Consider the following 15,309-nt stretch of genomic DNA (forward strand, 5'->3'; position numbering starts at 1 on the left):
AAAAAGTGATGCGATCCGCACTGATTTGAGTATTCTCGACTGACGGGGCCAGGGCTGCTGGTCGTCACTCCATAGTGAAACAATGAGCGAAGCGGGCCGAGCGAGCCCGCCACAAGGACAAGAATGCAACGTATCAAATGCCGCGTAGAGGAACTGCGCGAATATGTCGACACCATCTGGCATGTGGCCCTGGCGCCGCAGCAAGCGATCAGCTTCAAGCCGGGCCAGTATCTGCTGGTGGTGATGAGTGATTCGGACAAGCGCCCCTTCTCCATCGCCAACTCGCCGACCCGCCCGGGCGTGCTGGAGCTGCAAATCGGTGCTACTCCCGAGAACGCCTACGCCGGTCAGGTGCTGGCCCGCATGCGCGAGCAGGGGGAGATCGAGGTCGAATTGCCGGCTGGCAAGGCGTTCCTGCGCGATGAGTCTCCCCGTCCGCTGATCCTGATGGCGGGCGGTACTGGCTTCTCTTACGCCCGCTCCATTCTGGAGTACCTGCTCGACACAGGCAGCAAGCGCCCGGTGTTCTTCTACTGGGGGGTGCGTCAGGCTCACTGGCTCTATGAGCTGGAGCAGATGCAGCAGTGGGAGCGTGACTACGCGCCGCTGACCTTTATCCCGGTGGTGCAGGAGCCTGAGGCTGACTGGACCGGCAAGAGCGGGCTGGTACACAAGGCGATCATGGATGACTTCGTCAGCCTCCACGACTACGACATCTATGTCGCCGGCCGTTTCGAGATGGCGGGTGCCGCGCGTGAGGAGTTCAAGATCCTTGGCGCCGAGCCGGAGCGCATCTTTGGTGACGCCTACGAATTTATCTGACGGGATCCCCGCTTGGATGACGCAGCCCCCGGTTTTGCCGGGGGCTTTTGTTTTTAGGGCTCCCGCAGTACCGGATCATCCCGAATGGTTGGATTATCGCGGCGTTATCCCATTATTTTTCAATATTTTGGCTATGAATGGCTACTAATCTAACCTAGCTGATGGCATCTTTGTGGGGGATTGACAAGAGCATCCATAGAGCAAGCACAAGGAGGCGCCGTGTTGAGTGAAGAGGGCAGGGCATCTGCGGAGGATGACAGGGGAGAGACCGGCTCTGTCGAGCGGGTCGCAACGCTGAGCCCGTCCCCTCATGGCGGTGAAATGGCCCGTTTGCAGGCAGAGATCGCCGCTTTGAAGCATGAAAATGGCCTGTTGCAGGAGAAGCTCAATGCCGCCCTCGATGGCACCGGCATCTGTCTCTGGCAGGGCACTATTCCCACTGGCGAGCTGCGGGTCTTCAATCTGCAGAACTTTCAGGCCGGTGATATGGCCCCTCATTTCGATCAGTGGAGCGCCAAGCTCCATCCCGACGATCGCGCCCATGCCATGGGCAGCTACTTTGCCCACCTTGAGGGTAAAACCCCCTTCTATGAAGCCGAATACCGCACCATCAATCCGCAAGGCGAGGTCACCTGGCTGTGGGATAGGGGACGGGTCGTCGATCGGGATGGAGATGGCAAACCGCTGCGGATCATGGGCTCCCATATCGATATCACCCAGCGCAAGGCTTATGAGCAGCGACTGGCGGAGCGTGCCAACAGCGACGCACTGACCGGTTTGCTCAACCGGCAGGGGTTTGGCAAGGCGTTTGCCCAGCTGCAGCCGCAAGGCGCGGGGGCGCTGCTCTTTATCGATCTGGATGATTTCAAGGGGATCAACGACCAGCTGGGGCACGCCTGCGGCGATCTGGTGTTGCAGCAGATGGCGGATTGGCTGCGCCTTATCATGCCTGGCTCGGCCCTGTGCGGCCGTTACGGCGGTGACGAGTTTGTGGTGCATCTGCACCGGGATGTGTCGAGCCATGTCCTGGCGCAGCTGGCTGACGCCCTGATCAGCCGGATGCACGGATATGTGCCCAAACCCGGTTGCCCGCAACGAGTGGGGCTGAGTATCGGCATCGCCCTGTGGGAGGAGGAGCCATTGAGCTTCCGGCAGGCATTGGAGGTGGCCGACCGTGCCATGTATGAGGCCAAGGCACGCGGCAAGCGGGCCTGGTATCTGCTTCAGGTGTGATGGTTTTTACAGGTTCAATACAAAGCAAAAACCCCAGCCGAGCTGGGGTTTTCGTTATTCGCCTTTGGCGCCGAGCTGCTGCTCGAGCTGAGCCAGCTTGCTTTCGAGGGCGGCCAGTTTTTCACGGGTACGCAGCAGCACCTTGGTCTGCACGTCGAACTCTTCGCGGCTGACCAGATCCAGCTTGCCCAGCTGGGCTTGCAGTACCTGACGCATCTTCTTCTCGGCCTCTTCACCCATGCTGCGAATGCCGGGCGGCAGGGAGTTGTGCACCTGCTTGGCGATCTCTTCCAGTTTCTTCGGGTCGATCATGATGTCCTCCTTAAAGCGTTGGCGGACATTCTACCGACAATTCCCTCACTTTGCCGAGATCGCGGCGGCTTTTTACCATTTGTGCTGCCAAGCAAACGCCGCCCCTCGGGGCGGCGTTGTTGTTTCTGCGGCTGCTGAAAAATCAGGTCGGCTGGTGGTTGCGATCCAGCCAGCCTTGCAGCAGGCCGACCAGCAGACCGGTCAGGTGGGCGATGTTGGCGGTGCTGGTGCCGAGCATGTCGAAGAAGCCGAGCACCAGAACAGCATAAAGCCCATCAGTGCCGGTGGCAGGGTGAGGCCGCAGGCCGGTTGCAGCTTGCTGCGCAGCCAGCAGTAGCCGAGCAGGGCATAGACCACGCCGGAGAGGCCGCCAAACAGCGGGCCGCTGGCAAAGAACTCGGCGATATTGGGCAGGGCGGCGCCCACCAGCAGCAGGATCAGCAGCTTGCCGCTGCCGAGGCGCTGCTCGATCTGGCCGCCGAGATACCACCACCACAGCAAGTTGAACACCAGATGGAGCACCGAGAAGTGGATCAGGGCGGGGGTGAAATAACGCCACGCCTGCCAGTCGGTGAACTGGGCCAGCGTCGGGTGGAATGCCAGTTCATCGTAGATTGGCAGGCCGATGGCCTCGATCCCGTAGATGGCGAGACAGGCGATGATGACCACCAGCGTCAGTGGCCCCGCCTGATGAAGGAAATCGGTGATGGGATCCGTCATCCCCTTGCTGTAGTCGATGCGGGCATCGGCGCGGCCGGATTGCCAGGAGGCTTCCATATAGCGCGGGTGGCCAGGCTCGGCCAGAAAGCGCTTCACCTCCAGCTGGGCCTGAGCGAGGCGCTGCTCGTCCGCCAGCCAGATGGTGACCCCCAGCTCGGACTGGGTCAGCTCGCAGGAGATGCCCAGGGTCGCCAGATAGTCCACCAGCGCCTGCGCCATGCGGGCGTTGTCGAGCACCAGCAGCTGGATCATGCCTCGCCTGCCTCGATGGGAAACTCCCTGCGCCACGCCTCGAAGCCGCCATCCAGACTGTAGACCTCGTCATAACCCTGTTGCAGCAGGTATTGGGCCGCCCCTTGACTGCTGTTGCCGTGATAGCACATCACGATGACCGGGGTATCGAAATCCACTTCATTCATAAAGCGCACCAGGGTGCCATTGGTGAGGTGGAAGGCGCCGACCGCGTGGGCCGCTTCAAAGGATTGCGGGTCGCGAATATCCACCAGACGGGCTTCACCCGCGCTCAGTTTCTGGTGGGCATCATGGGCATTGATATGGGCAAACTGGTCCATCGGGATGTCCTGCGAATAGGTTGATTACGGGCCAGTGTACCGCAAGCTTGGGCGCAAACTAACCCCACAAAAGATAAGGGAGCCAGCGGCTCCCTTGTCGATATGGCATGCGGGGCTGTGGGTTAACCGCCCAGATAGGCCTGCCGCACTGCCGGGTTGGCCAGCAGGGCGGCGCCCGTGTCTTGCAGCACCACGTGGCCGTTCTCCAGCACATAGCCGCGGTCGGCCAGCTTGAGCGCCTGGTTGGCGTTCTGCTCCACCAGAAAGATGGTCATCCCCTTCTGCCGCAACTGTTCGATGGTGTCGAAGATCTGCTGGATGACGATGGGGGCCAGCCCCAGCGAGGGTTCATCCAGCAGCAGCAGGCGCGGCTTGCTCATCAGGGCGCGGCCGATGGCCAGCATCTGCTGCTCGCCGCCGGACATGGTGCCCGCCCGTTGTTGCAGGCGCTCGTGCAGGCGCGGGAACAAGGTAAACACCTGATCCAGCAGGCCATGCTGCTCGGCCTTGTCGACGAAGAAGGCGCCCATCAGCAGGTTCTCCTCCACCGTCAGGCGGGCGAAGATGCGACGCCCCTCCGGCACCACGGCGATATCCTTGCGCATAATGCGGGCGGTGGTGAGGGAGCTGATCTGTTCCCCCTCAAACCAGATGGAGCCGCTGCTGGGCTTGGGTTCGCCGCAGAGTGTCATCAGCAGGGTGGTCTTGCCTGCGCCGTTGGCGCCGATCAGGGTGACGATTTCCCCCTCTTTCACCTCGACGCTGACATCGTGCAGTGCCTGAATTTTGCCGTAGTGGGTCGATACGTTGCGAAGTTCTAACATCTTTTTGTCCTTACGACTCGCCCAGATAGGCCTTGATCACTGCCGGGTTGTTACGGATCTCATCCGGCTTGCCGTGGGCCAGCGGGGTGCCCTGGCTGACCACGAAGATGCGGTTGGATATGCCCATCACCAGCTTCATATCGTGCTCGATCAGCAGCACCGAGACCCCGAATTCGTCCCGCAGGCTCATGATGAGCTCGTCCAGCTCGTCGGTCTCCTTCGGGTTGAGACCGGCGGCCGGTTCGTCCAGCATCAGCAGCTCGGGACGGGTCGCCATGCAGCGGGCGATCTCGAGCCGGCGCTGCTGACCGTAGGCCAGATTACCGGCGGCGCGGTTGGCAAGATCCTTGAGGCCCACTTTATCCAGCCAGAAGGCGGCCCGCTCCAGCCCCTCCTGCTCGGCACGGCGGAAGGCCGGGGTCTTGAACAGACCGGCGATAAAACTGGTGTTGAGGTGCTGGTGCTGGGCAACCAGCAGGTTCTCCACCGCCGTCATCTCCTTGAACAGCCGCACGTGCTGGAAGGTACGCACAATCCCCTTGCGGGCGATGAAGTGGCCGGGCAGCCCCTGGATCTCCTCACCCTTGTAGCGGATGGTGCCGCCGCTCGGGCTGTAGAAGCCGGTCAGGCAGTTGAAGATGGTGGTCTTGCCCGCGCCGTTGGGGCCGATGATGGAGATCACCTCGCCCTTGTCGATATCCAGTTTTACCCCGTTGACGGCCAGCAGGCCCCCGAAGCGCATCGACAAATCAGAGACTTCCATTAACTTCTGATGTGTACTCATTTCTTCAACTCCAGATGCGGACGGGTCATTGGCAGCAATCCCTGTGGCCGCCAGATCATCATGAACACCATCAAGAGGCCGAACATCAGCATGCGATACTCGTTGAATTCGCGGGCCAGCTCCGGCAGCACCGTCATCACGATAGCTGCCAGCACCACCCCGATCTGGGAGCCCATACCACCCAGCACCACAATCGCCAGCACGATGGCCGACTCGATAAAGACGAAGGATTCCGGGCTGATAAAGCCCTGCCGGGAGGCAAAGAAACTCCCCGCGAAGCCTGCGAAGGTGGCGCCTATGGTGAAGGCGGTTAGCTTGATGATGGTGGGGTTGAGCCCCAGCGATTTGCAGGCGATCTCGTCTTCCCGCAGCGCTTCCCAGGCGCGGCCAAGGGGCATGCGCAGCAGGCGGTTGATGACGAACAGGGTCACCACCACCAGCACTAGCGCCATCAGGTAGAGGAAGATCACCTTGTGGTTGGCGTTGTAGGTAATGCCGAAGAAGTTGTGGAAGGTATCAAAGCCCCCATCCTTGACGGTGCGGTTGAACTCCAACCCCCCCAGCGTCGGTTTGGGGATTCCGGATATGCCGTTCGGGCCGCCGGTCAGGGTGGTCATGTTGTTGAGCAGGATGCGGATGATCTCGCCAAAACCCAGGGTGACGATGGCCAGATAGTCCCCCCGCAGCCGCAGCACCGGGAAACCGAGCAGGAAGCCGAAGGTAGCGGCCATCAGCCCGGCGATGGGCAGGCACTCCCAGAAGCTCAGTCCGAAGTAGGTGTTGAGCAGGGCATAGCTGTAGGCGCCGACCGCATAGAAGCCGACATAGCCGAGATCGAGTAGACCGGCGAGGCCGACCACTACGTTCAGCCCCAGCCCCAGCATGATGTAAATCAGGGTGAGGGTGGCGAGATCGATGGCGCCGCGAGAGGCCATAAAGGGCCAGCTCACCGCAAACAGCAGCACCAGCACGGCGGTGAGGTTATAGAGCTTGGGCGCCTCTTCCGGGCTCGGCAGCACCAGCTTGGTGAAGCCGACCGAGAAGCCGCTGATGGAGGCCTGAAACAGCTTGGCAATCTGGCCGCGTAGCATCTGGAACCAGAAAACAATGGTGGCTCCCCCCAGCAGCCAGGCCAGCGACACATCGAGGCGGCTCACTACCTGCAGGCTGGAGCCATCGGTCTCCAGCTTGAAGCCGAGCAGCCAGAAGGAGAGCACCAGCAGCACCAGACTGGCGATACAGGCGTGGATAAATTGATGTTTCATCACACTTTCTCCACTTCCGGACGACCCAGAATGCCGGTCGGCATAAAGAGCAGCACAAAAATGAGCAGGGCAAACGCCATCACATCCTTGTACTCGGTGCTGAGATAACCGGCGGTGAGCGCTTCAACCACGCCGAGCAGCAGGCCGCCCAGTACGGCGCCCGGAATGCTGCCGATACCACCCAATACAGCGGCAGTGAAGGCCTTCAGACCGGCCATAAAGCCGAGGTAGGGGTTGATGACGCCGTAATACATGCCGAGCAGCACCCCGGCGACGGCGGCCAGCGCGGCCCCCAGCACGAAGGTGATGGAGATGACCACGTGGGTGTCGATGCCCAGCAGGTTGGCCATCTTGATATCTTCCGAGCAGGCGCGGCAGGCGCGGCCCATGCGGGAGCGGCCGATGAACTGGGTCAGCGCCAGCATGGTGATGAAAGTCACCACGAAGATGATCAGCTGCATATAAGAGAGGCTGGCCTGAAAACCATCCTCCCCCCCAGGGTCCAGCCACCGGAGATCAGGCTGGGCATGGCGATATCCCGTGAGCCCTGAGCCATCCGCATCATGTTCTGCAAGAAGATCGACATGCCGATGGCGGAGATGAGGGGGATCAGCCGGTTGCCACCACGCAGTGGCCGGTAGGCGACCCGCTCGATGCTCCAGCCATAGGTGCCGGTGATGATGATACTGACCAGGAAGGCGCCTCCCAGCAGTAGAAAGGTGCTGTCGATGCCCATCATCATGAGCCCCGCCATCACCATAAAAGCGACATAGGAGCCGATCATGTACACCTCGCCGTGGGCGAAGTTGATCATGCCGATGATGCCATAGACCATGGTGTAGCCGATGGCGATCAACGCATAGGTGCTGCCTATGGTTAATCCGTTCAGCAGTTGCTGAACCAGATAGAGGAGGTGTTCGGACATACTGCGTTCCCTGTACTTGCCCGCAAAGAGAGGAGGGGGTGAGCGTACTCACCCCCGATCGGCAGATTATTTGACTTGGCTGGAAGTACCGTCAGCGTGCCACTGGAACACACCGAATTCGAAGCCTTTCAGGTCTCCGTTCGGTGCCCAGGTCAGGGGGCCCATCACGGTATCGATCGGCGCAGCCTTGATGGCGGCGGCAACGGCGGCCGGGTCATCTTCACCCGCCTTGGCGATACCGGCTGCCAGGGTTTGCACCGCGGCGTAGGTAGTCCAGACGAACGGGCCGGAGGAGTCCTGACCCTTGGCCTTGAACGCCGCCACCAGCGGGGCGTTGGCAGGAACCAGATCGTATTTGTTTGGCAGGGTCACCAGCAGGCCTTCGGAAGCCGGGCCACCGATGGCGGAGATATCCTTGTTACCCACCCCTTCCGGGCCCATGAACTTGGCTTTCAGCCCCTTCTCGCCAGCCTGACGCAGGATCAGACCCAGCTCCGGGTGGTAGCCGCCGTAGTAGACGAAATCGACGTTCTCTTTCTGCAGCTTGGCGATCAGGGCGGAAAAGTCCTTGTCACCGGCGGTGATCCCTTCAAAGGCCACCACCTTCACGCCAGCCTTGTCGAGCGCAGCTTTGACGCTGGAAGCGATCCCTTCACCGTACTGCTTCTTGTCGTGGATAACGGCCACGCGCTGGGGTTTGACCTGCTCGATGATGTACTTGGCGGCAGTCGGGCCCTGATCGCTATCCAGGCCGATGGTGCGCAGGGTCAGCTGGTAACCGCGCTCGGTGATCTTGGGGTTGGTGGAGGCAGGGGTGACCATCAGGATCCCCTCGTCTTCATAGATGTCGGAGGCGGGCAGGGTGTTGTCGGAGCAGAGGTGGCCGACCACAAACTTGACGCCGTCGTTCACCACCTTGTTGGCGACGGCCACCGCCTGTTTGGGATCGCAGGCATCGTCATAGACGACCGCTTCGATCTGCTTGCCATTGATGCCGCCAGCCTTGTTGATCTGCTCGACCGCCATCTTGCCGCCGGTGAACTGCATGTCCCCGTACTGGGCGACCGGGCCGGTGACCGGGCCTGCGATACCTATCTTGATGGTGTCTGCCGCGTGGGCGATGGAGATCGATCCAAACAGAGCCAAAGAAACCGCTGCGCCAACTGTGATTTTGCTCAACTTATGCATTGATTCGTCCCTTAATCAGTGGATTGTTTCATTTCCGTGTGCCATTCCGGATCTACATCCCGTGCATCCGGCTATAGGTATGGTTCTATCATTCCTCACGGGGCAATAACAAGCTGTTAAAGATACTAACCAGAGGGGGTTGAATGGGCGGATTTTGAAATAAATGACCTGTTATTTTCGGCTAATCAGAGCTTAATTTCGATTTGTTGACTTAACATCTTGGTAACGAGAGGCGATTCTGACAAACGCCAGAGGATTAATCTGGTGATATTTTACTCTGACAGCGCTCCCATTTTGACCACAATCCATTTGCGCAAACAGAAATGAGCGCCTAAATTAGCCGGCATTGACAATTCCGTGGCAGAGCTCGTTAAAACCAAGCCTTTATTCGGGAAATCTGCTAATGTTCCGCCTTTGACAGTCAGGAGACAGAGATGGCCACTATCAAGGATGTCGCCTCGCGCGCAGGCGTATCCATCTCCACCGTCTCACATGTGCTCAACCACACTCGGCGGGTCAGCGAAGACGCGACCCAGAAAGTGATTGAGGCGGTGGCAGAACTCAACTACGCGCCCAACTCGGTAGCGCGCAGTCTTAAAATAAATTCGACCAAGACCATTGGTATGCTGGTCACCACCAGCGTAAACCCCTTCTTCGCAGAAGTGGTGCAAGGGGTTGAAGCGTACTGCTTCGAACAGGGCTACAGCCTGATCCTCTGCAACACCGAAAACCAGCCGCCTCGCCAACAGCATTACCTGAGAATGCTGATGGAAAAACGGGTGGATGGACTGCTGGTATTGGGTACCGATATCGACACCCCGTTGCGTGACATGCTGCGCATCCACAAGAACGTGCCGCAGGTGGTACTGGATTGGGGCACGGAGTGCGATTTCGCCAACGTCATCAACGACAACGCCCGCATCGGCGCCCGCATGGCCGTACGCCATCTGCTGGAGCTGGGGCACCGCGACATCGTCTGCATCACTGGCCAGCTCTCCAAGCCGACCACCCAGCAGCGACTGGACGGGGTACGTGATGCGCTGGGCGAGCACTGTCTGACCCTTAAAGATGAACAGGTCTTTGAAGGGGACTACGAGAGCCAGAGCGGCTTCGATGCCATGCAGCGCATCCTGGCCCTGCAGCCTCGTCCGACCGCGGTCTTTGCCTTTGACGATCCCATGGCGATCGGCGCGATTTGCGCTGCCTGGGAAGCCGGAGTCAAGGTGCCGGACGATATCTCCATCATCGGCTACGACGATGTGGAGATGGCGCGCTTCTCCAGCCCGCCGCTGACCACCATCCGTCACCCGAAGGCCGAACTGGGCCAGCTGGCGGTGAAGCATCTGGTCAGCCGGATCCGCAACAAGGAGCTGGAAGTGGAGTCGATGACGGTACAGCCCGAGCTGATTGTCCGTCGCTCGGTCAAACCGCTGCGTTAATCCGCACCCGTTGCCAACACGAAAAACCCCCTCTGTCACGTTGGAGGGGTTTTTGTTTATGGGCGGTTTACTTTCAACCTGTGGCTCGCAGTGCCGATCTCGGTCTTGTGAGTGAATATTCCCCCCGTTTGACCCACCTCGCATTTTGCCTGTTAATCGTTTGATCAATATCAACAAAGGGTTAAGTTCTGATGGACTCCCGACTTAACCGTTCCATCCTGTAGGTTGGGTATGACTGTCAAGGATGGTGTCTTATGTTCCCCCCTCGCAAGCTGGGTCACCAGATCACGCTGCTGGCAATCGGCGGCATCGTATTGCTCGCCGTGGTGCTGCTTACCTTTAACCTGTTTGAAAATCGCCAGCGGGCGCTCGCGGCCGAGCAGGCTGCACTGCGGAGCCAGCTCCAGAATGTGGAAGCGGTGATCAAAAACACCAGCCATGAAACCGTGCTGGCGGCAACCCTGATCGCCCAGCGGCCGGATGCAGCCAGAGCTGTGGCCGACAAGGATTGGCAGACCCTCGCCAATCTGTTTGATCCGCTCTGGCCCGCCCTCAAGGCGCAGGGGATCCAGCAGTTTCACTTTCACATCCCCCCGGCTACTTCCCTTTATCGGGTACACAAGCCCGCAAATCATGGCGACGACCTCTCTACTACACGGTTGGCAGTGGTCGAGGTGAACCGCAATCATCAACCGGTCGGCGGGTTGGAGACCGGTCAGGGCGGCACCGGGATCCGCGGCGTAGTGCCGGTCACTTTCAATGGTCAGTCGGTCGGCTCGGTGGAGTTTGGCCGCGCCCTCGACACCTCGCTGTTTGCCGATCTGCTGGGCAAGGACAGTCGCCTTGCCATCTATCTGTTTGAACAGGGTAAGCCCGTTATGCTGACTGGTACCTCCATGCTTGGTGAGTCGGTGGACTGGTATCAGGAGGTATTGGCGGGAGAGAGCCGCTTCACCACCATCAAGCAGCAGGGGAGCGATTTTCTGGTGATGGCGGCACCGTTGCGCGACTTCTCCGGCAAGGCGGTCGGGGTGATCGAGTTGGCGCGTGATCACAGTGAGGTTGCTGCCGCACTGGTACGCCAGAGCTGGCAGATGGTAATGATCGTGCTACTTGGCACCGCTCTGATTGCGGTGGCGCTGGTGCTGCTGCTGGCGCGTCTTAGCCGTCCGCTGCTCGACAGCGTCAAGGCGCTGGAGGCGCTGGCCAATGGCTCCGGCGATCTCGGCAGCAAGCTGCCGGTGGCGGGGCCGGAGGAGATCCGCCGCCTTGGGTCGGCGTTCAATGGCTTTGTTGCCAAGATCCGCGACACCATCAGCCAGCTCACCGCTACTCTGGGCGAACTGGCTGGCGAGAGTGAGCGGCTGTCGCGCAGTGCGTCGGGCAACCTTGGCAACATGACGCGCCAGCAGGAACAGGCCACCCAGCTCGCCACCGCCATGACCGAGATGACCAGCACGGTACACGAGGTGGCCAACAACACGGCGCAGGCGGCCGAAGCGGCCAACGAAGCGGACAATCAGGCGGTCACCGGTGATGAGGTGGTGCAGCAGAGCGTCAACATGATCGAACAGCTGGCCGAGGAGATCGCCAGTGCGGGCAACACGGTGAAAGAGGTTGCCAAGGCCAGCGAGCAGATTGGCTCGGTGCTGGCGGTGATCCAGTCCATCGCCGAGCAGACCAACCTGCTGGCCCTCAACGCCGCCATCGAGGCGGCCCGGGCCGGTGAACAGGGGCGCGGTTTTGCGGTGGTGGCCGACGAGGTGCGCTCGCTGGCCGGGCGCACCCAGCACTCCACCGCCGAGATCCGCGGCACCATCGAGCAACTGCAACGGGCGGTGGGCACCACGGTGACCATGATCGAACACAGCGTCTCGCGGGCGGGGGAGTCGGTGGAGCGGGCCAATCAGGCGGGAGAAGCCCTCGGCCGGATCAAGGGGGCGGTCAACAGCATTCGCGACATGAACACCCAGATCGCTGCCGCTTCGGAAGAGCAATCCTCGGTGAGCGACGAGATCACCCGCAATATCGTCAGCGTCCACGAGATCTCCCAGGCCACCACGCTGGTGGCGCGGGATACCGCCCATATCGCCAGCCATGTGGCGACCCTGGTGGACAAGCTGGGGGATCTGGCCGGGCAGTTCCAGGATGGCTCCAACGTGCGGATGGTGCTGAGTCGCGCCCGCGCCGCTCACATGGGCTGGAAGACTCGGGTGCGCGCCTATCTGGATGGGCAGGAGGGGCTGTCGCGCAACGAGGCGGTCAGTGACAAGGAGTGCCGCCTTGGCCACTGGTACTTCAGCGAAGGGCAGGCATGCTGCGGCGATCAACCCGCCTTCAGGGCGATGGCCGCCCCCCACGCCAGATTGCATCAGGTGATCCAGCAGATTATCGAGCTGAAAAATCAGCACAAGCATGAAGAGGCGGAGGCGCTCTACCGCGAGATCGAGCAGAACTCAGAGCAGGTAGTGGGCTGCATCGATCAGCTGCTGCGGGAGATGACCAAGCCGGAGCGTTAATGACGAGCGGGCCTGATAGCCAAAGGGCTGACAGCGATGTCAGCCCTTTTTCATGGTGCGGGTCTGGGGCGAGGTTACTGCTCCGGACTCTCATCCTGATAACGGGCGGCGGTGATGAACTGGCCGAAGGTTTCACACCAGACGATCACGCTGCTGTAGCGGGCCGGATCGATCGTGGCGGGCAGCGGCACGATAAAGTTGTCGAAGGTCTTCACCGGCCCGACTCGCACCATCTGATCCTTGAGGCGGGCAAAATCGGCTTCGGTCTCGACAAACTCGGGGGAGAGGTAGAGCTGGTAGTCCGGCCCGGGTGCCAGCTTGCCCATCAGGCTGACGGCATCCGGCCCTATGCTCACCTTGCCCTCCCCCCAGTGCAGCCGATCGCTGTCTTTCAGATCCCGGCGAAAGGTGCCGTGGAATCTCGCTTGCTGCTGGCTGGCCGCTACCTGCTCGGTATCAGGTGCGGGTGGCGCGATCAGGATCGGCAGGGTGTAGACACCAGCGGCAAAGCCTGCCGCCGCGACCAGCAGATGGGTGCCCAGCAGCAGGGCCATGGTTTTGCGTTTCATGATATCTCGGTCGTTGATGAATTGATGGCAAAACCATATCAGTCCGGGGGCCCGCTGCCCAGTTTGCTCAGGCCAGAGGTGTGGTTACCCCTCTATGGTGACGTGGGGTGTGGTCACGCTAATGGCTCAAGGTCGGATGGTACCGTCCTGGCCTTTGTTGATCTTGCTGGCGGCGTGCACCAGCTGTTCCAGCTGGTGGTGGATCTGGGTGCGATCCAGTTGCTGCAAGGGCTGACGACTCCACAGCACCGGTGTCAGGCTCTCGGTATCGAAACCCAGTACCGGCTTGCATGGGTCCTGACTGAACAGGTTCTGGGCCGCGGCTTGGGCGCTGGTGGCTGCGTCGAGGCGGGTAAACATCAGCAGATAGTCGGCCGGGTGTTCGGTCAGATGGCAGGTCAGTTCGCCGATCTGCAGGCTGGTGACGCTCTCCTCCTGTTGCGGCGCAGGCAGGGAGAGGGAGAGAAACAGCTGGTGGATGGCTGCGTGATAAAGAGAGTTCATTGATGGCTCCAGATTGATGATGGCGCCATTAGAGCAGGTCACCGCCAGCGGCACTGTTAATGGTGGCTCTCTTTTTTTAGCTTTTCGGTCAGCGAGATAGCACGCCGCGCTCAGTACAAAAATCGCGACCAATCCCGATAGTCCCTGTTGATGGCCTCTCCTAGACTGACGGCGAAACATCACAAGAAGACAATCATCATGCAGATTCAAGCAAACACCGTCGGCACACAGGCCGTCGCTCACCACAGTGATGCAACCACAGGGGTTGGCCGGATGGGCCAGCTGGAGGCGCGTCAGGTCGCCACCGGACAAGATGCGATCTTGCTGGGCAACCGCAGCGAACCGCAAAAAGGGCAGGGGCTGCTCTCGCGATTGGGGGCCCAACTGGCCCGCCCGTTTGTGGCCATCAAAGAGTGGATCGGCAACTTGCTGGGGAGTGACAAGAGTGCCGCTGCGCCGAAGACTCAGGTAGCAGAAAACCTCTCCATGGCGGATCAGAAACGTCTTTTTTTGCAAAAGGCACTGCCCTATACCCTGAGCGCGCTCGACAAGACAAGCGAGCTGAAAAGTATCAATGCTGAACAACTGCGCAAGGACCACACCACTCTGGCGACTGGCAACGGTGCTCTGCGTTCCTTGGTCACTGCCCTGAGCGGTATTCGTGATGGATCAAAAATCGAGGCAACCACTCATCAGGCCGCCTGCCTGCTTGAACTGAATTTGGGCGGGATTGCTCTGCAGCAATGGGGAACCACGGGCAGGCAGGCCAGCGAATGGGTGAGCTCCGCCACGCAGGAGCAACTCGGTGAGGTTGCAGCCGGATTGAACGACCTGATGCATGAGGTTGCCCAATTACGCTATGCCGTCGAGAGCGAAGTTAAAGGTGAGCCTGCCGACAAGGCGCTGGCTGAGGGTTTGCAGAATCAATTTGGCCTGGAGGCTGAACAATATCTGGGTGAACAGCCCCACGGTTTTTACAGCGATGCTGAAGTCATGGCGCTTGGTCTCTACACCAATGGCGAGTACCAGCACCTGAATCGCTCGCTGCGTCAGGAAAAGCAGCTGGATGCAGGGCAAGCATTGATCGATCAGGGCATGTCTGCTGCTTTTGAAAAAAGCACTCCCGCCGAGCAGTTGGTCAAGACCTTCCGCGGTACCCACGGTGGCGATGCGTTCAGCGGGGTGGCAGAGGGGCAAGTCGGTCATGATACCGCTTATTTTTCCACCTCCCGGGATCCCAAGGTGGCCACCAGCTTTGGTGGTTCAGGCACTATTTCCACGGTATTTGGCCGCTCGGGGATCGATGTCAGCGACATATCCGTTGAAGGGGATGAGCAGGAGATCCTCTATAACAAGGCGACGGATATGCGGGTGTTGCTGAGTGCCAAAGATGAGCGGGGAGTCACCAGGCGGGTACTGGAAGAGGCCCAGTTGGGGGAACAAAGCGGCCATAGCAAGGGGCTGTTGGATGCGTTGGATTTGGCAAGAGGGTCGGGCGGTGCCGACAAGCCGCAAGAGGTTGATATCCGTCTGAAGATGCGCGGCCTCGATCTGGCGTGACCAGATAGCACGAAAACTGATACCAATGGACACCCTCGGGTGTCCGTTTTTTATTCTGGCGGGAGTGGGCTAT

At 60.2% G+C, this 15,309-nt stretch carries 13 protein-coding genes and 2 pseudogenes; 5 read left to right on the plus strand and 10 right to left on the minus strand.

The window, feature by feature from the left end:
• Nucleotides 1–123: 123 nt before the first annotated feature.
• Both fre and ACTG2B_RS00155 read left to right on the plus strand, forming a co-directional pair.
• Nucleotides 124–822: an NAD(P)H-flavin reductase gene (fre, locus tag ACTG2B_RS00150; RefSeq protein WP_439994997.1), complete on the plus strand. Its 699-nt coding sequence runs from the start codon at nt 124–126 to the stop codon at nt 820–822.
• A gap of 219 nt (nt 823–1,041) precedes the next feature.
• Nucleotides 1,042–2,055 carry a GGDEF domain-containing protein gene (locus tag ACTG2B_RS00155; RefSeq protein WP_439994998.1) on the plus strand — a complete coding sequence of 338 codons (1,014 nt, stop codon included), beginning with the start codon at nt 1,042–1,044 and terminating at the stop codon, nt 2,053–2,055.
• Nucleotides 2,056–2,109: 54 nt separating this feature from the next.
• On the opposite strand, the gene ubiK is transcribed toward ACTG2B_RS00155, so the two are convergent.
• The 8 genes and pseudogenes from ubiK to ACTG2B_RS00195 form a co-directional block, all read right to left on the minus strand.
• Nucleotides 2,110–2,367, minus strand: coding sequence for a ubiquinone biosynthesis accessory factor UbiK (ubiK, locus tag ACTG2B_RS00160; RefSeq protein ID WP_005339429.1), 258 nt, complete (start codon nt 2,365–2,367; stop codon nt 2,110–2,112).
• A gap of 142 nt (nt 2,368–2,509) precedes the next feature.
• Nucleotides 2,510–3,339 (minus strand): annotated as a pseudogene (gene glpG, locus ACTG2B_RS00165) (rhomboid family intramembrane serine protease GlpG).
• Nucleotides 3,336–3,659, minus strand: a complete 324-nt coding sequence (gene glpE, locus ACTG2B_RS00170; RefSeq protein ID WP_005355913.1) for a thiosulfate sulfurtransferase GlpE — start codon at nt 3,657–3,659, stop codon at nt 3,336–3,338. Before glpE ends, glpG begins: the two are co-directional and overlap by 4 nt.
• 122 nt (nt 3,660–3,781) lie before the next feature.
• A complete protein-coding gene (locus ACTG2B_RS00175; protein WP_005342433.1) occupies nt 3,782–4,483 on the minus strand; it encodes an ABC transporter ATP-binding protein in 702 nt (233 codons plus the stop codon).
• 10 nt (nt 4,484–4,493) lie between these two features.
• Nucleotides 4,494–5,267, minus strand: a complete 774-nt coding sequence (gene livG / locus ACTG2B_RS00180) for a high-affinity branched-chain amino acid ABC transporter ATP-binding protein LivG (protein ID WP_139405517.1) — start codon at nt 5,265–5,267, stop codon at nt 4,494–4,496.
• A complete protein-coding gene (locus ACTG2B_RS00185) occupies nt 5,264–6,532 on the minus strand; it encodes a high-affinity branched-chain amino acid ABC transporter permease LivM (protein WP_043825923.1) in 1,269 nt (422 codons plus the stop codon). Before ACTG2B_RS00185 ends, livG begins: the two co-directional genes overlap by 4 nt.
• Nucleotides 6,532–7,457 (minus strand): annotated as a pseudogene (gene livH, locus ACTG2B_RS00190) (high-affinity branched-chain amino acid ABC transporter permease LivH). The gene ACTG2B_RS00185 and the pseudogene livH overlap by 1 nt, the downstream one beginning before the upstream one ends.
• 66 nt (nt 7,458–7,523) lie before the next feature.
• On the minus strand, nt 7,524–8,645 hold the full coding sequence (locus ACTG2B_RS00195) for a branched-chain amino acid ABC transporter substrate-binding protein (RefSeq protein ID WP_005339442.1): 1,122 nt from the start codon (nt 8,643–8,645) through the stop codon (nt 7,524–7,526).
• A 434-nt stretch (nt 8,646–9,079) separates the two neighbouring features.
• Here ACTG2B_RS00195 and ACTG2B_RS00200 point away from each other — a divergent pair, with 434 nt between their 5' ends.
• Together ACTG2B_RS00200 and ACTG2B_RS00205 are read left to right on the plus strand one after the other, a co-directional pair.
• On the plus strand, nt 9,080–10,084 hold the full coding sequence (locus ACTG2B_RS00200) for a substrate-binding domain-containing protein (protein WP_439994999.1): 1,005 nt from the start codon (nt 9,080–9,082) through the stop codon (nt 10,082–10,084).
• A gap of 254 nt (nt 10,085–10,338) precedes the next feature.
• Complete coding sequence (locus tag ACTG2B_RS00205; RefSeq protein WP_439995000.1) at nt 10,339–12,603, plus strand: methyl-accepting chemotaxis protein; 2,265 nt, start codon at nt 10,339–10,341, stop codon at nt 12,601–12,603.
• 74 nt (nt 12,604–12,677) lie between these two features.
• Here ACTG2B_RS00205 and ACTG2B_RS00210 read toward each other — a convergent pair whose 3' ends face one another.
• Nucleotides 12,678–13,172, minus strand: coding sequence for a DM13 domain-containing protein (locus tag ACTG2B_RS00210; protein ID WP_101530631.1), 495 nt, complete (start codon nt 13,170–13,172; stop codon nt 12,678–12,680).
• A 126-nt stretch (nt 13,173–13,298) separates the two neighbouring features.
• On the minus strand, nt 13,299–13,676 hold the full coding sequence (locus tag ACTG2B_RS00215; RefSeq protein WP_201910552.1) for a CesT family type III secretion system chaperone: 378 nt from the start codon (nt 13,674–13,676) through the stop codon (nt 13,299–13,301).
• Between the two features lie 198 nt (nt 13,677–13,874).
• Here ACTG2B_RS00215 and ACTG2B_RS00220 point away from each other — a divergent pair, with 198 nt between their 5' ends.
• On the plus strand, nt 13,875–15,236 hold the full coding sequence (locus tag ACTG2B_RS00220; RefSeq protein WP_439995001.1) for an ADP-ribosyltransferase: 1,362 nt from the start codon (nt 13,875–13,877) through the stop codon (nt 15,234–15,236).
• Nucleotides 15,237–15,309: the final 73 nt, after the last annotated feature.

Origin of the sequence: Aeromonas sp. 30P, from assembly GCF_051919805.1 — a bacterium.
Lineage (GTDB): Bacteria > Pseudomonadota > Gammaproteobacteria > Enterobacterales > Aeromonadaceae > Aeromonas > Aeromonas veronii.